The sequence below is a fragment of the Streptomyces sp. NPDC002044 genome, assembly GCF_040296725.1.
GTDB classification, from domain to species: domain Bacteria; phylum Actinomycetota; class Actinomycetes; order Streptomycetales; family Streptomycetaceae; genus Streptomyces; species Streptomyces antarcticus.
Genome location: NZ_JBEOXU010000030.1, coordinates 21,922 through 38,215, shown reverse-complemented (window position 1 = coordinate 38,215; position 16,294 = coordinate 21,922). Strand labels below are relative to the sequence as shown.

The window sequence follows — 16,294 nt, the reverse complement described above, 5'->3', positions numbered from 1 at the left end:
GCATGAGCAGCCCACGGGGCACGACCCTGAGCCGCCGGTCCGCCGGAGTCGTCTTCCTGCTGGTCCCCGCCCTCCTCGTCTGGCTGGCGATCGCGGTCTACGACAAGCAGTTCACCGACAGTGCCCCGATCACCGTCGAGACGGGCAGCGTCGGCAACGAGATGCACCCGGGCGCCGAGGTCAAGCTGCGCGGCGTCGTCATCGGAGAGGTCCGCTCCATCGAGGCCACCGGCACGGGAGCCCGCCTCACCCTCGCGATGGACCCCGGCACCCTCGGCCGGGTCCCCTCCGACGTACGCGCCCAGATGCTGCCGACGACCCTGTTCGGCGAACGGTTCGTGGCGCTCGTCGCGCCGCCGGCGCCCTCGCCGCAGCCGATCGCCGCCGGGGCCGTCATTCCGGAGGACCGCTCCGGCAACGCCGTGGAACTCCAACAGGTGCTCGACAACGTCCTGCCCATGCTCACCGCGGTCCAGCCGCAGAAGCTCTCCGCCACCCTGTCCGCCGTGTCCCGGGCCCTCGAAGGGCGCGGTGACACACTCGGTGACACGCTCGCCCAACTCGACGCCCACCTCGCGAAGTTCAATCCGGAGCTGCCCGCGCTCAACCGCGACCTCCAGGAACTCGTGAAGGTCAGCAACCTGTACGCGGACGCGGCCCCGGACATCATCACGGCGCTCACCGACTTCACCACCACCAGCGGCACCCTCGCCGAGAAGGAGGGCGAGCTGGCCGGCACCCTCGGGGCCACCACCCGCACCGCCCAGGACGTCACCGCCTTCCTGCGCCAGAACAAGGACAACATCATCCGGCTCAGCGCCACCGGCCGGCCCACCCTGGAACTGCTCGCCGAGTACTCCTCGTCCTTCCCCTGCACCCTGCGCACCCTCGCCGAGTTCGTACCGGCCATGGACAAGGCGCTCGGCAAGGGCACCGACCAGCCCGGGCTGCACGTCAACGTGGTCACCGTGCCCTCGCGCGGCGCCTACGCACCCGGCCGCGACACCCCCTCCTACACCGCGGGCGGCGGTCCGCGCTGCTACCCCGTGCCCTACCTCGGCATCCCCGCCGCACCCGCCGCGCGGGCCACGGCGGCGGCCGAGCAGAGCCTGGGACCCGCCAACTCCCCGCAGGAGAACGACTTCCTGAACGAACTCCTCGCTCCCGCCGCCGAGAAACGGGCCGGCGACCTGCCCGACTGGAGCAGTCTGCTGGCCGGACCCGCCTACCGAGGCACGGAGGTGATCCTCAAGTGACGAACGACCTCGCCCACACCCGACGGCGGCCCCTCACCGGCCCGCTGGTCAAGTCCCTCGTCTTCGTCCTGGTCACCGCCCTCGCCACGACCGTGCTCGCGCTCAGCATCGCCAACACCGGCGTGGGCTCGGACACCCGCTCCTACAAGGCGCTGTTCACCGACGCGACCGGGCTCATCGAGGGCGACAGCGTGCGGATCTCCGGAGTGAAGGTCGGCGAGGTGACCGGCGTCCGTGTCGTCGACCGGCGCACCGCCCAGGTCACCTTCCGCGTCCGCGACGACCGCACGCTCCCCGGCTCGGTGACCGCGGCCGTGAAGTACCTCAACATGGTCGGGCAGCGCTACATCGCCCTCGACCGGGGCAGCGGCGATGTCGGCGCCGCCCTGCGGCCCGGTGCCACCATCCCGCTGGACCGCACCACACCCGCGCTCGACATGACGCTGCTCTTCAACGGGTTCAAGCCGCTCTTCGAAGGTCTCTCGCCCGCTGACGTCAACGATCTCGCCGGTTCGCTCATCCAGGTCCTCCAAGGCGAGGGCGGCACCGTCGACAGCCTCATCCGGCACATCGGCTCGCTCACGCACACGGTCGCCTCCAAGGACAAGGTGATCGGGCAGGTCGTCACCAACCTCAACACCGTCCTGGACACGCTCAACAGCCGCGAGGCCGCCTTCGGCGACCTCGTCGTCACCCTCCAGAAACTCGTCACGGGCTTCAACGACGACCGCAAACCCCTCGGCGAGGCCGTCCAGGCCATGGGCGACCTCACCACCGCGACCGCGGGACTCCTCCAGGACGGACGCGCCCCCCTGAAGCAGAGCATCGGCGAACTGGGCCGCCTCTCCAGCACCCTCGGCGACCGCACGCCGCAGATCGAGGACTTCCTCGACAGGACGCCGGCCAAGATGACCGCCCTGGCCCGGCTGTCCTCGTACGGATCGTGGTTCAACCTCTACCTCTGCGAGGCCCGCGTGAGCGGTGTGAGCACCTCCGACGGCTCCAAGCCGCCGACCGGCATCACCGTCACCGAATCGAGGTGCCGAGGATGAGCCGCCCGCCCCGGTTCACTCCCCTCAGGGCCCGCAACCCCGTCGCGCTCGCCGCCGTCGGACTCGTCGTGCTCGCCCTGCTCGCCGCCCTCGCCTACCACGCGGACCGCCTGCCGTTCGTCGGCACGGGCACCACCTACAGCGCCGACTTCACCGAGGCCGCCGGTCTCGGCACCGGCGACGAGGTGCGCATCGCCGGGGTCAAGGTCGGCTCGGTCACCGGCGTCGCCCTCGACGGGCCCAAGGTGAAGGTGACGTTCGAGGCCGGCGACGCCTGGATCGGCGACCGCTCCACCGCCGCCATCGCCATCAAGACCCTCCTCGGCGACAAGTACCTGGCCCTCGACCCGCTGGGCGCCGGACGCCAGGACCCCCGCAGCCGCATCCCGCTGGCGCGCACCACCTCCCCGTACGACGTGACGCAGGCGTTCCAGGACCTGAGCGGCACCGTCGACGCCATCGACACCAAGCAACTCGCCGAGAGCTTCGAAACCATCTCCGACACCTTCAGGAACTCGCCGCCGAACGTGCGCAGCGCCGCCACCGGCCTGTCCGAACTGTCCAAGTCCGTCTCCAGCCGCGACGCCCAGCTCACCCGGCTCCTCCAGGGCAGCCGGACCTTCACCAAGACGCTGGAGGGCAAGAAGTCCAGCTTCGAGACCCTCCTGGAGGACGGCGGTTCGCTGCTCGGCGAGCTGAAGCAACGGCGTGACGCCATCCGCGCCCTGCTCAAGGGCAGCCGGGACCTGGGCACGCAGCTCAGCGGCATCGTCGACGACAACGACCGGCAGCTCGGACCCACCCTGAAGGCGCTGAGCCGCGTCACCAAGGTCCTGGAGGAGAACAGCAGCCAGCTCGACAAGACCCTCGCCCTCGTCGGCCCGTACTACCGGCTGGTCGGCAACACCCTCGGCAGCGGTCACTGGTTCGACAGCTACCTGTGCGGAGTCGTGCCCCGGAACTACCTGCCCGAGGCGTCACAGCCCACGACCGGATGCCTACCGCCGCAGCAGACCCCGGCGGCGGCCCAGGGGAGCGGTGAACGATGACCACACCCAGAAGGCCCCTCGCCATCGGGCTCGCCCTCGTGGTGCTCGCGGCCGTCGGACTCGTCGGCGTACGCCTCCTCGGCTCCGACGGCACCCGGGTCACCGCCTACTTCGACCGCGCCGTCGGCGTCTACGCCGGATCGGACCTCAGGATCCTCGGGGTACGGGTCGGCGAGGTCGAGTCCGTGGAGCCCGAGGGCACCCGGGTGCGCGTCCGCCTCCGCGTCGACGACGGCGTGCGCGTCGCGGCCGACGCACGGGCCGTCATCGTCGCCCCGAGCATCGTCGCGGACCGGTACGTCCAGCTCACCCCGGCGTACAGCACGGGCCCGGCCCTCGCCGACGGAGCCCGGCTCGCGGCGTCCCGCAACCGCACCCCCGTCGAGATCGACCAGCTGTACGCCTCGATCACCGACCTCGGCAAGGCCCTCGGCCCCGACGGCGCCAACGCGACCGGCGCCCTGTCCGGGCTGCTCGACACCGGGGCCGAGAACCTCAAGGACAACGGTGACGCGATCGGCACGTCCATCCGGGAGTTCGGGAAGGCGGCCAAGACCCTCGACGGCAGCAGCGACGACCTGTTCGCCACCCTCGGCCAGCTCCAGACGTTCACCACCATGCTGAAGGACAACGACGGTGACGTCCGCACCGCCCAGGAACGCCTCGACGACGTGGTGACCTTCTTCGCCGCGAACAAGGACGACCTCGCCGGCGCCCTCGCCGAACTCGGCAAGGCCCTGGCGCAGGTGAAGACCTTCCTCCAGGACAACCGCGCCGAGCTGAAGCAGAACGTCGACCGGCTCGTCCCCCTCACCCAGGCCCTCGTCGACCAGCGGGCCTCCCTCGCAGAAGCCCTGGACGTGGCCCCGCTCGCGGCGGCCAACGTGGTGGGCGCCTACAACGAGGACACCCGCACCCTCGACGGCCGGGCCAACCTCAACGAGATCAGCATGGGCGGACCGCTGCTCCCGCTGCCCGTGACCGGCGGCTCCTCGGCCACCGGCGGAAAGGGGGACCGGTGAAGCGTCGCAGCCCCTTCCCCGGCAAGGGCGCCGGGGCCAGGACCGGCGGCATCGTCGCCCTCGGCGCGGTCGTCGTGCTCACCGTGACCCTGCTCCCCGGACTGCCGCGCTTCGACGGCATCGAGAACCTGCCGCTGCCCGGCGGCGCGGACCTCGGCTCCCACCCGTACACGGTCACCGCCGAACTGACCGACGTCCTCAGCCTCGTCCCGCAGTCCGCGGTCAAGGTCAACGACGTCGCCGTCGGCCGCGTCACCGGGATCCGCCTCGGGACCGGCAGCTGGACGGCGCGCGTCACCATGAGGATCAACGGTGACATCCGGCTGCCCGCCGACGCGGGCGCCCGCCTGCAGCAGTCCAGCCTGCTCGGCGAGAAGTACATCGAACTCACCGCCCCCGCCGGGGACACGGGCGGTCCGCGCCTCACCGACGGCAGTACGATCCCGCTCTCCCGCACCAGCCGCAACACCGAGGTCGAGGAGGTCTTCGGCGCGCTGTCCCTGCTGCTCAACGGCGGCGGCGTCAACCAGCTGAAGACCATCTCCAAGGAGCTGAACTCGGCGCTCGGCGGACGCGAACCCGAGGTCCGCTCCATGCTGGAGCGGGTCAACACCCTCGTCACCGACCTCGACGCCCACCGGGACGACATCACGCGGGCGCTCGACGGAGTCAACCGGCTCTCCGCCACCCTGGCCGGGCGCAAGGAGGACGTGGGCAAGATCCTCACCGGCCTCGCACCCGGCCTCAAGACCCTGGAGGAGCAGCGGGGTTCGCTCCTGACCATGCTGCGCGCCCTCGACACGCTGTCCGACGTCACCGTCTCCACCGTCCGCGCGAGCAAGGACGACATGGTCGCCGACCTCAAGGCGCTGGCGCCGACCCTGAAGGCGCTCGCCGACGCCGGCACCGACCTGCCCGACTCCCTCCAGGCGCTGCTGACGTACCCCTTCACCGACGAGGTGATGCGGGGCGTCAAGGGCGACTACCTCAACACCTACCTGTACCTCGCCGCCGTACCCGGCACGCAGGTCATTCCGCCGCTCGTCCCGCAGGCCACACCCACGCCCACGCCCGGACCCACCCCGCCGGGCGATCCGGAGACCCCCCCGGAAGACCCGGACACCCCGCCGGAAGACCCGGAGACCCCGCCGGCCGATCCGGAGACCGCCGCCCGCGGGGGCACCCCCGGGACCGGGCCGGCGAAGCCGAGGTCACCGCTGCCGCTGCCGCCCGTCCACAGCGTCACCCCGGCCGGGCCGTCCGCCACTCCGGGCGCGCCGAGCACCGCGACCGGAGCCGAAGCCGGAGGGAAGACCCCGTGATCACCCTCGCCGTACGGCTGAAGAACCTCGCGTTCCTCGTCATCGCCGTCCTCGTCCTCGGCTTCCTCGGCATCCGCTACGCCGACCTGGGGCGCCACGTCGGTATCGCCGACCACTACACCGTCAACGTCCACCTCGCCCGCACCGGTGGCCTGTTCCCCCACTCCGACGTCACCTACCGGGGCGTCTCCGTGGGCCGCGTCGGTGCCATCGACCTCACCGAAGACGGGGTCGTGGCCCGGCTGCGCATCAAGAAGTCGGCCGCCCGCGTCCCCGCCGACGCGAAGGCCGTCGTCGCCGGACTGTCCGCCGTCGGCGAGCAGTACATCGACCTGCGGCCCGAGAGCGACCAGGGGCCCTACCTGGCGGAGGGGGCCCGGATCGACCAAGCCGACACCGAGGTGCCCGCACCCGTCACCGACCTCCTGACCAGCATGAACGACCTCACCCGGTCCGTTCCGCTCGACTCGCTGCGCACGGTCGTCGACGAACTGGGCAAGGCGTTCGAGGGGCACGGCGACGACCTCCAGGCCCTGATCGACAGCGGCAGCGCGTTCGTCCAGGCGGCCGACCGCTCCCTGCCCGCGACCACCCGCCTCATCAAGGACGGCGAGGTCGTCCTGCGCACCCAGGCCGAAGAGGGGCAGGCCATCCGCGACTTCGCGACCGGCGCGCGCGACCTCGCCGTCACCCTCAAGGGCTCCGACAGTGACGTGCGCCGCCTCCTCGCCGTCACCCCGGACGCGGCCACGCAGGTCAGCGGCCTCCTGCGCGACCTCGATCCCAGCCTCGGCGTGGTCCTCGCCAACCTGCTCACCACCTCGGAGATCGCCGTCACCCGGCAGCGCGGCATGGAGGAGCTCCTCGTGAAGTTCCCCGCGGCCGTCTCCGCGGGCGCCACCACCGTCGACGCAGGACGGATGAACCTCGGCATGGCCGTCACCTTCTTCAAGCCCCTTCCCTGCACTGCCGGTTACGGCGGTACGCGCTACCGCAACGGCCTCGACCTCGGTACCGCACCCGCCCTGAACACCGGAGCGTCCTGCACCGGTCCCGCCTCGTCCGGGACGAACGTGCGCGGCTCCGCGAACGCCCCGAAGGGCGGTGCCGTCCCCGCCCCGGCCCGGCCCGGCTCCCTGCCCTCGGGCAGCGCCGGCTCCGCCGCCGCGCCGGCCGCCGCGCCCGCCCTGCCCGGGGCGCTCGGTCTGCCGGCCCAGGACGGCGGGCCCACCGACATGGCCGGGCTGCTCGGCCTCGCAACCGGGAGCGGCCGGTGAGGCGGGCGCGCGTCCTCGCGGGCGCGGGACTGGCGGTGGCGCTCGCCTTCTGCGGGACCGGCGCCTGGACGTACGCACAGGCCCGCACCGACGACGCCCTCGCCTTCAGCCGCGAGCGGGACGCCGTCCTCGCCCAGGGCCGCGGCCACCTCGCGGTGCTCAACACCCTGGACGCGTCCACGCGCGAGCACGCGGAAAGCGGGATCAAGGCGTGGCGCGACGCCTCCACCGGGCCGCTGCACACCGAACTGAGCGCCACCCGGGCGACGACGGGCGCCTCGGCGCGCGCCACCGTCACCGAGGCGGCCGTCACCGCGCTGGACGCCCGGGCCGGTACGGCGAAGCTCATCGCGACCGTGCGCGTCGACGTCACGCCCCAGGGCGCCTCGAAGACGACGAGCGACCGCAAGCGGCTCGAAGCCGTACTGGAGCGCACGGGCGACGACACGTGGAAGGTCAGGGCGCTGAGCGCCGTTCCGGTGGCCGGCGCGGACGCCGCCGGGACGGCGCCGCCCACCGGGGGGAGTGAGGCCAGGTGACGCGGCTGCCGGGGAACACCACACAGGAGGACGCGCGGAGCGGGACGCCACAGGTCCCGCCGGGTCCGGAGACGGCGGACACGGCCGGCGATGGTCCGGAGGCGGCGGACGGTCCCGGCGGCCGGGGTGACCCGGACGGCGGGGGCTCAGGCTCCGGCTCCCGGTTCGGCGGCCGGTGGCACACGGCCGCCTTCGCGGCGGCCGTCGCCGTCCTGCTCCTGGGCGGGAGCGCCTTCTTGTACGGCGCGCACCAGCTGCGCTCCACCCCGTCCGCGCAGAACCGTGCCCTCACCGACACCGTGGCCACCGAGCGGGTGAGCGGCGAGGTCGGCGACGGCCTGGCCAGGATCTTCTCGTACACCCCCGCCGGCGCCGACGCCACCGCCCGATCGGCGCGGACGGTGCTCGGGGGACGGGCCGCCCGGCAGTACGAGGACCTGTTCGCGCAGCTCCGCACGAACCTGGAGACACAGAAGATCACCCTGAACACGCAGGCCGTCCGCACCGGGGTGATCGAGCTCGACGGTGACACCGCACGGCTGCTGGTGCTCCTCGACCAGACCTCGCGGCGGGACGAGGGCGCCGGCACCTCGGCCGCGGCCCAGCTGACCGTCACGGCCCGCTTCCAGGACGACCGTTGGCAGATCGTCGACATCAAGGCCCGCTGAGAGATCGGCGGGAGACGGGACCACCCCATGAAACTCGCGGTCCGCGCCCTCGCGGGCACCCGGCCGATCCTGGCCGCCGCCCTCGCGCTCACCCTGATCGCGGGCGGCTTCGCCGCCTGGACCGGCCTGGGCTGGTACGAGGCGAGCCACGACGAGTCCGCCGCGTACGCCGTCCAGCGCGACCGGGCGCTCGCGGCCGCGGAACAGGCCGTGCAGAACCTGAACACCCTCGACCACACCAAGGTGGACCAGGGCCTCGACCTGTGGGAGTCGTCCACGACCGGTGACCTGCACAGCCAACTGGTGCAGGGACGGGCCGAGTTCGCCAGTCAGGTCAAGGCCGCGAAGACGGTGACGACGGCCCGGGTGCTGTCCGGCGCCGTCACCGAACTGGACGACCGCGCGGGCCGGGCCAGGGTGCTGGTCGCCCTGCGGATCACGGTGAAGGCGGCCGACGACAAGAGCAGCGAGAAGGACAGCCGCATGCTCGGTGAACTGACCCGCACCGGGACCCACTGGAAGCTCAGCGCGCTGGGTCAGGCGCCCGTGGGCGGCACGGCGTCCGGCTGACCGGCCGCCGCCCCGCGAGAGCCACCCGCATCCGAGAGGACACGCACGATGTCGACGACCCGCCACCTCATCAACCGCCAGCGCCGCCGCCAGGGCGTCGGCGGCCAGCCGGTCCCCGCGGCGCGCGCCTCCGGGGCCACGGGAACGGAGGAGGCCCTCGCCGGCGCGTCCCGCCCGCCTGTGGGCGGCCCGCGCGCGCCCGCGGCACCGCGGACACGGGCGGCGGGGGAGGCGGAAGGCGCGGGGAAGGCCGCGGGCGCGAAGCCCGCGGCGATGGCGGGACAGGGCGAAGGGGCCGGTGCGGCCGGGACGCGCCGGGGCGGTGGAAAGCTCCTCGCCCCCCTCCTGATCCTCTGCGCCCTCACCGTCCTCCTCGGGGCCTTCGCCGGCTTCGCCCAGAGCCGGGCCGCGGCGCTGCGGGACGATCCGGTACGCGGCAACACCGCGCTCACCGACCTCGCCCGCACCAGTGAGATCAAGGGACAGGCCGCCCAGGCCGTGGCCTCGCTCTTCTCGTACGACCACGCGAAACCGGCCGCCTTCGAGAGCGCGTCGAAGACCCTGCTCACCGGCAAGGCCGTCACCCAGCACCGTGCGCTCTTCGGCGACGTCCTCGTCCAGGCCGGGAAGCAGAAGACGGTGATCACCACGACGGTCACGGACAGCGCGGTCGAGCGCATCGACGGCGACCGGGCGCGCGTCCTGATCTACGCGGACCAGAGCAGCGTGGGCACGGCGGGGACCGAGAACAAGACCCCGCAGGACCAGGGCGTCTACGCCGGAGCGATGCTCGCCCTGGACCTCCTCGCGCGCGACGGGCGCTGGCTCGTGGAGGGCATCGACACCTTCGGCCGCTGAGCCGGGACGGCGGCCCGCCGGCCGCACCATCGGTGCGCTTCTCCAACCCTGGTGGGAGAACGGGAGGTGGAGGCACGCCCGCACCGCCGCGGATAGGCTGCGGCGATGCGCATCCGCCCCTCGCACACGGACGTCCTGACGGCCGCCGCGCAGACCGGCGTGGCCGTGCTGCTGGGCCGGGAAGCCGTCCAGCAGGGCTGGCCCGCGCTCGACCTCGCGGGATTCCTGCTGGTGGGGCTCGTCAACGTGCCGGGCGCCGTCCGTACGAAGGCGCCCCTCGCGGTCTGCCTGTTCGTCCTGGCGGCGTGGTTCGCGTACGTCACCGCCGGCTACTGGCCGGTGGTCAACTCCTTCGGCCCCATGCTCGCCGTGTACACGGTGGCCGCGCTCCGCCCCGTACGGACCTCACTGGCGTGCGCCGCCCTCATGAGCGCCGTGTGGATCTACGCCGGCCTGCTGGGGCACGGGCCCGGCGGCGGCTCGATGGCCGCGGTGCTCGCCCAGGCCGTCGTCTTCCCCGCGGTGCTGTGGCGGTTCGGGCTCATCGCGCGCCGGTCGGCCGCCCTGGCCCGGCAACTGCGCCGGGAGCAGGACGAACGGGCCCGGCGGGAGGTCGCCGAGGAACGCGGCCGGATCGCCCGCGAACTGCACGACATCGTGGCCCACCACATGTCCGTCATCTCGGTGCAGGCGGGGCTGGCGGGCTTCGTCTTCACCTCCGCGCCCGCCACCGCGCGCGCCGCCCTGGACACCATCCAGGACACCAGCGCCGAGGCGCTCGACGAACTGCGGCGCATGCTCCACCTGTTGCGGGCCGGGGACCACGACGAGGAGACGGACGGCGCCGAGCCCGGCGGCCGGGACGCGCCGATGCCGGGACTGTCCCGGCTGGGGGAGATGGCCGAGCGGGTCCGGGCCGCGGGTGTGCCGGTCGAGCTGCGCGTCACGGGCGAACCGCGGCCGCTGGCCCCCGGGGTGGAACTGTGCGCGTACCGGGTGGTCCAGGAGGCACTGACCAACGTGCTCAAACACGCCCGGCACGCCCGCGTGAGCGTCGCCCTCGACTACGGGCCCGCCCACATATCCGTCGCCGTCACCGACGACGGCGAGGTGGCGGATCCGGCCAAAATCGCGCAGGGGAGCGGACACGGGTTGATCGGCATGCGCGAGCGGGCCAAGCTCTACGGAGGAACGATCACCATCGGGCCCCGCAGCGAGGGAGGGTACGCCGTGTGCCTCACCCTGCCGACCTCCGCGCGGACCGCACCGCGGGCGGACGACCTCCCGGCATGACCGGAGGCACACCGCTGAAGGTGCTCGTGGCCGACGACCAGTTCCTCATCCGGGCCGGCCTCGTGGGCCTCCTCGAAGCCGCCCCCGGGCTGGAGGTGAGCGGGCAGGCCGCCGACGGCGCCGAAGCGGTCGAACTCGCCCTGCGCCTGCGGCCGGACGTCATCCTGATGGACATCCGGATGCCCGGCACGGACGGCATCACCGCCACCGAGCTGATCCTCGCCCGGGCCCCGCGGCCCGCACCGCGCGTACTGATCCTGACCACCTTCGACCTCGACGAGTACGTGTACCGCGCGCTGAGGGCCGGCGCCTCGGGGTTCCTGCTCAAGGACTCGGGGCCGCAGCGGCTGCTCGACGCGATCGCCGCGGTGGGCAACGGCGACGCGCTGTTCGCACCGACGGTGACCCGGCGGCTCGTGGAGGCGTTCGCGATGCGGGGAGCCGGCCGGGAGGGCCGCGCGGAACGGACCGGCGCCGCCGCGCTGGAGGCGCTCACCGGCCGGGAGACCGAGGTGCTGGAGCTGGTCGGCCGGGGGATGGCGAACACGGAGATCGCCTGGAGGCTGTTCATCAGCGAGGCGACGGTCAAGAGCCACCTCAACCGCACGATGAGCAAGCTGGGGCTGGAGAGCCGCGCGCAGGCGGTGGTGGCGGCCTACGAGAGCGGCCTTGTGGTACCGGGCGGCCACACCTGAGGCCCCGGGCCCCGACGGCCACAGCTGACGCCCGGCCGCCCCCCGGCCGCCCCGCCGGAGGCCGGGCACCGGCCCCCGGTTCACCGCACGGCCACCCGGTGTCCCGCGGGCCGTCCGGAACCGGCGGTGGGGTTTGTCGGTCCGGCGTGCTTTGCTGGGGGCATGATCGATGAGTTCCTGGCCCGTGGCCTGTCCGATGTCGAAGAAGCCGTCCGCAAGGCGGCGGCGATAGAGATCATGCCGAGGTTCCGGCAGCTCGCCGACCACGAGGTCGACCAGAAGAGCGGTCCTCACGACCTGGTGACCATCGCGGACCGTCAGGCCGAGGAGCACCTCACGGCCTCACTGACGCGGCTGCTGCCCGGCTCGGCCGTGGTCGGCGAGGAGGCCGTGCACGACGATCCCGCCGTGTACGGAGCGCTGCGCGAGGACGCCCCGGTGTGGATCGTCGACCCGGTCGACGGCACCCGCCAGTTCGTCAACGGCGACCCCGCCTTCTGCACCCTGGTCGCGCTCGCCCACCGCGGCGAGATCCTGGCCTCCTGGACCTACGCCCCGGCGCTGGAGGAGCTGTCCACCGCCATCCGCGGGCAGGGGGCGTACGTCAACGGTGTCCGCGTCCACAGCGGTTCGCCCGATCCGGGCACCGACCTGCGGGTCGCCACCGCCCACCCGCTGTACACCTCCGAGGCGGACAAGCGGGCGCTGGCCCGGCTCGAGGTGCCCGGGGTCGCGGCCCGGCCCTGCGGCTCGGCGGGCCTGGAGTACCTGCGGGTGGCGCGCGGCGAGATCGACGGCCTGGCCTTCACCTGGCCCTCCGCCTGGGACCACGCGGCCGGACTGCTGCTGGTCGCCGAGGCGGGCGGTTCCCAGAGCACGGTCGACGGGGTGCCCTTCCGGGTGGACCGCGACAACGCGCTGCCCTTCGCGGTCGGCCGGGACGAGGCCACCGCGATACGCATCCGGGAACTGCTCCGGGGCGCGTAGCGGACCGGCCGCCCCGAGGGGCGCCATATCCTGGTGGCGCAGACGCCGCCGGACGAAGGAGTCGCAAGTGTCGTCGATTCTCGATGCGGTCGTGGTGGGGGCGGGGCCCAACGGGCTGACGGCCGCCGTCGAACTGGCCCGCCGCGGCCTCTCGGTGGCCGTCTTCGAGGCCGCCGACTCGATCGGCGGGGGAGCGCGGACCGAGGAGCTGACCCTCCCCGGCTTCCGGCACGACCCCTGTTCGGCCGTGCACCCGCTGGGCATCGGCTCGCCCGTCTTCGCCACGATGCCCCTCAAGCGGTACGGGCTGGAGTGGCTGCACGCCCCGCTGCCCATGGCGCACCCCTTCGACGACGGCACCGCCGCGGTCCTGTCCCGCTCCGTCGCCGAGACGGCGGGCTCCTTCGGGCCACGGGACGCGGGCACCTACCGTCGCCTGGTCGCGCCGTTCCTCGGCAAGTGGGACACCCTGGCGCGGGACTTCATGTCGCTGCCGGCCACCGCGCTGCCCCGTGACCCCGTCACGCTCGCCCGCTTCGGGCTGGCCGGGCTGCCGCCCTCCACCTGGCTGCTGCGGCGCTTCCGCGACGAGCCCGCGCGCGCCCTGTTCGCGGGACTCGTGGCGCACGTCAACGCCCCCCTCGGCGGGATCGGCACCGGCGCCGTCGGCCTGGTCTTCGCCCTGGCCGCGCACGCGAACGGCTGGCCGCTGCCGCGCGGCGGCTCCCAGTCCATCTCCGACGCCCTCGCCGCGTACCTGCGCGACCTCGGCGGGAGCGTCCACACGGGCGTCGAGGTCAAACGCCTCGACGAGCTGCCGCCGGCCCGCGCGTACGTCTTCGACACCTCGCCGACGGCGCTCGCGCGCATCGCCCGCCTGGGCAACGCCTACGACGGCTACCGGTACGGTGCCTCCGTCTTCAAGATCGACTACGCGCTCGACGGCCCGGTCCCCTGGACCGCCGAGGAACCGCGCCGGGCCGGCACCGTGCAGATCGGTCCGCGCGGCCGGGACATCGACGCCGCCCTCCAGCTGGCCTCGGGCGGCCGGGCCCCCCGTACGCCGTTCCTCATCACCGCGCAGCCCAGCCTCGTCGACCCCGGCCGGGCGCCCGCCGGCAAGCACGTGTTCTGGGCGTACGGACACGTCCCCGCGCGCTGGGACGGCGACCTCACCGACGCCGTCGAACGCCAGCTGGAGCGCTTCGCACCCGGCTTCCGCGACCTGGTGCTGGCCCGCGCCACGGCCGGACCGCCGCAGCTGGCCGCCAAGAACGCCAACTACGTCGGCGGGGACATCGCCTGCGGCGCCGCCTCCGGACTCCAGCTCCTGCTGCGCCCCAAGCTCAGCCTCTCCCCGTACACGACCGCGCACCCGGCCGTCTTCCTCTGCTCCTCGGCGACCCCGCCGGGCCCGGGGGTGCACGGCATGTCGGGCCACAACGCGGCCAAGGCCGTCTGGCGCCACCTGCGCAAGGGATCCTGAGCGGCGGGCCCGGGCGGGCGGGGCCGCCGCCCGGCCCCGCCCTGCCGCCCGGCCGCCCGTCCGCCCGCGACGCAGAGCCCGCCGGCGACGCCTCGGATAGGGTGAATCGAAGGAATCGGGCCCCCCGGGTGAGGTCGGTGCGTTGGACACTTACCAGTCGACGAGCGAGGTGCCGGAGCAGCCGGCGGCGGCTGTCGGGTACGCGGGTGTGCTCCGCGAGCTGCTGCCCATCGCCCTGTGGCGGGAAGACGCCGACGGGCGGATCGTGGAGTGGTCCCTCGCCGCCCAGGACCTGCTCGGGCACCGCCCCGAGGACATCCTCGGCCGCCCCGGGACCTCCGTACTCGTTCCCGAAGCCAACCGCGGCCTGGCCGACGAGCTGACCCGCCGCGTCCAGGCCGGGGAAACCGTCGTCGGGACCCTGCCCGTGCGCCACCGCGACGGCCACCGCGTGGCGATGGAGATGTGGATCGTCCCCGCCGCCGACCCCCAGGGGCGTACCGGGGCGATGCTGATCGCCGTGGAGACCTCCGAGGTCCTGCACATGCGGGACTCCCTCGCCGCCCTCCAGAGCCTGTTCACCCAGTCGCCCATCGGCCTCGCCACCCTCGGCCCCGACCTGCGGTTCCTGCGGGTCAACGACGCGCTGGCCCGGATGAACGGCGTCTCCGCCGCCGACCACCTGGGCAAACGCCTCACCGAGGTGGTGCCCGGGGTCAACGCCATCGCGCTGGAGGCGACGATGCGCCAGGTGCTCGACAGCGGCACGGCCGTCGTCGACGTCCGCCGCACGGGCCGCACCCCCGCCGACCCGGGACACGACCGGACGTGGTCCTGCTCGTACGCCCCGCTGCTGGACGGCGGCGGGCGGCCCCTGGGCGTGATCGCCTCCCTCATCGACATCACCGAGGGCCAGTGGGCCCAGGCCGAGGCCGGCCGGGCCCGGGGCCGGTTCGCCCTGCTCGCGGAGGCCGGCACGCGCATCGGGACCACACTGGACCTGAAGCAGACCGCCCAGGAGATCGTCGAGGTCCTGGTACCGCAGCTCGCCGACTCGGCCGACGTACAGCTCCTGGAGGCCGTACTCGAACCGGACGACGCCGGCGGCTCCACGCGCGGCGTCCTGCGCCGGCTGGCCGCCCGGTTCCCCGACCCGACGGCCCCCACCGCGAAACTCGCCGCGGGCCAGACCTTCCAGATCCCCCGGGGCACGGTCTACGAGCGGGTCATCGAGGGCGGGCGGGCCATGAACCTCTACCGCTCCGACGTCCCCGCGCTGATCACGGACCCGCGCGCCGAGGCCCTGCGCGCCTACCTCGCGACCCTCGGCTCCGCCCGCCTGATCCCCCTGGTCGCCCGGGGCACCGTGCTCGGCGCCGTCGCCGTCACCCGGGTCCGGGAGCGGGAGCCGTTCGACGACGAGGACTGCGTGCTGGTCGACGAGCTGGTCGCCCGCGCGGCCCTCAACATCGACAACGCCCGGATGTACACCCGCCAGCGGCAGGCCGCCCTGACCCTCCAGCGCAGCCTCACCAACAGCGAGCTGCCCCGGGTCGCCGGTCTGGAGCTCACCGGGCGTTACCTGCCCGCCAGCGACCACGACGTCGGCGGGGACTGGTTCGACGTGATCCGGCTGGCCGGCGGGCGCACCGGTCTGGTCATCGGCGACGTCATGGGCCACGGCATCCACGCGGCGGCCGTCATGGGGCAGCTGCGCACGGCCGTACGCACCCTCGCGCGCCACGAGGTGGCCCCGGCGCGGATGCTCCGGTCGCTCGACGCCGTGGTGGCCGACCTGGGGGAGGACGAGATGGCCACCTGCGTGTACGCCGTCCACGACCCGGTGACCGGGGTGTGCGAGATCGCCCGCGCGGGCCATCCGCCGCCGGCCGTGGTCACCGCGGACGGGACGATCACCTTCCTCGACGGCCCGCCCGGGACCCCGCTGGGCACCGGCGGGCAGGACTTCCGCACCGAGGAGGTGCGGCTGCCCCCGGGCACCCTGCTCGCGCTGTACACCGACGGCCTCATCGAGGCCCGGGACCGCGACCTGGACCAGGGCATGGACCAGCTGGCGCTGGCCCTGGGGGACGTGCGGCAGCCCCTGGAGGAGCTGTGCGACGGAATCCTGGCGGAGCTGCTCCCCGGCGCCCCGCAGGACGACGTGGCGGTGCTGCTGGCGCGCACCCTGCCCGTGTGATTCTGCCCGGGTGCCCGTGA

General features: G+C 73.7%; 15 protein-coding genes. All 15 read left to right on the top strand.

All coding sequences use genetic code 11. The features are described from left to right. Nucleotides 1-2 precede the first annotated feature (2 nt). The 15 genes from ABT106_RS10965 to ABT106_RS10895 all read left to right on the top strand — a co-directional run bounded on the left by ABT106_RS10965 (nucleotide 3) and on the right by ABT106_RS10895 (nucleotide 16,274). On the top strand, nucleotides 3-1,256 hold the full coding sequence (locus ABT106_RS10965) for an MCE family protein (protein WP_351275239.1): 1,254 nt from the start codon (nucleotides 3-5) through the stop codon (nucleotides 1,254-1,256). Further along, nucleotides 1,253-2,308 carry an MCE family protein gene (locus ABT106_RS10960; RefSeq protein WP_351275237.1) on the top strand — a complete coding sequence of 352 codons (1,056 nt, stop codon included), beginning with the start codon at nucleotides 1,253-1,255 and terminating at the stop codon, nucleotides 2,306-2,308. Before ABT106_RS10965 ends, ABT106_RS10960 begins: the two co-directional genes overlap by 4 nt. After that, nucleotides 2,305-3,357: an MCE family protein gene (locus ABT106_RS10955; protein WP_351275235.1), complete on the top strand. Its 1,053-nt coding sequence runs from the start codon at nucleotides 2,305-2,307 to the stop codon at nucleotides 3,355-3,357. The genes ABT106_RS10960 and ABT106_RS10955 overlap by 4 nt, the downstream gene beginning before the upstream one ends. Further along, nucleotides 3,354-4,379, top strand: a complete 1,026-nt coding sequence (locus ABT106_RS10950) for an MCE family protein (RefSeq protein ID WP_351275233.1) — start codon at nucleotides 3,354-3,356, stop codon at nucleotides 4,377-4,379. The genes ABT106_RS10955 and ABT106_RS10950 overlap by 4 nt, the downstream gene beginning before the upstream one ends. After that, a complete protein-coding gene (locus ABT106_RS10945; RefSeq protein ID WP_351275231.1) occupies nucleotides 4,376-5,701 on the top strand; it encodes an MCE family protein in 1,326 nt (441 codons plus the stop codon). The genes ABT106_RS10950 and ABT106_RS10945 overlap by 4 nt, the downstream gene beginning before the upstream one ends. Continuing rightward, a complete protein-coding gene (locus ABT106_RS10940) occupies nucleotides 5,698-6,978 on the top strand; it encodes an MCE family protein (protein WP_351275229.1) in 1,281 nt (426 codons plus the stop codon). Before ABT106_RS10945 ends, ABT106_RS10940 begins: the two co-directional genes overlap by 4 nt. Continuing rightward, entirely contained in the window at nucleotides 6,975-7,517 is a 543-nt protein-coding gene (locus ABT106_RS10935; protein WP_351275227.1) for a hypothetical protein, read from the top strand. Before ABT106_RS10940 ends, ABT106_RS10935 begins: the two co-directional genes overlap by 4 nt. Nucleotides 7,518-7,522: 5 nt before the next feature. Next, nucleotides 7,523-8,185 carry a hypothetical protein gene (locus tag ABT106_RS10930; protein WP_502979300.1) on the top strand — a complete coding sequence of 221 codons (663 nt, stop codon included), beginning with the start codon at nucleotides 7,523-7,525 and terminating at the stop codon, nucleotides 8,183-8,185. A 27-nt stretch (nucleotides 8,186-8,212) separates the two neighbouring features. Continuing rightward, nucleotides 8,213-8,755, top strand: a complete 543-nt coding sequence (locus ABT106_RS10925) for an Rv1363c family protein (protein ID WP_351275223.1) — start codon at nucleotides 8,213-8,215, stop codon at nucleotides 8,753-8,755. Between the two features lie 48 nt (nucleotides 8,756-8,803). Further along, nucleotides 8,804-9,613: a hypothetical protein gene (locus tag ABT106_RS10920; protein WP_351275221.1), complete on the top strand. Its 810-nt coding sequence runs from the start codon at nucleotides 8,804-8,806 to the stop codon at nucleotides 9,611-9,613. A 105-nt stretch (nucleotides 9,614-9,718) separates the two neighbouring features. After that, entirely contained in the window at nucleotides 9,719-10,906 is a 1,188-nt protein-coding gene (locus ABT106_RS10915) for a sensor histidine kinase (RefSeq protein WP_351275219.1), read from the top strand. Next, complete coding sequence (locus tag ABT106_RS10910; RefSeq protein ID WP_351275217.1) at nucleotides 10,903-11,601, top strand: response regulator; 699 nt, start codon at nucleotides 10,903-10,905, stop codon at nucleotides 11,599-11,601. Before ABT106_RS10915 ends, ABT106_RS10910 begins: the two co-directional genes overlap by 4 nt. 162 nt (nucleotides 11,602-11,763) lie before the next feature. Continuing rightward, nucleotides 11,764-12,588, top strand: a complete 825-nt coding sequence (locus ABT106_RS10905) for an inositol monophosphatase family protein (protein ID WP_351275215.1) — start codon at nucleotides 11,764-11,766, stop codon at nucleotides 12,586-12,588. Nucleotides 12,589-12,655: 67 nt separating this feature from the next. Next, nucleotides 12,656-14,074 carry a phytoene desaturase family protein gene (locus tag ABT106_RS10900; protein WP_351275213.1) on the top strand — a complete coding sequence of 473 codons (1,419 nt, stop codon included), beginning with the start codon at nucleotides 12,656-12,658 and terminating at the stop codon, nucleotides 14,072-14,074. Nucleotides 14,075-14,216: 142 nt separating this feature from the next. Next, entirely contained in the window at nucleotides 14,217-16,274 is a 2,058-nt protein-coding gene (locus tag ABT106_RS10895) for a SpoIIE family protein phosphatase (RefSeq protein ID WP_351275211.1), read from the top strand. The last annotated feature ends 20 nt before the right edge of the window (nucleotides 16,275-16,294 follow it).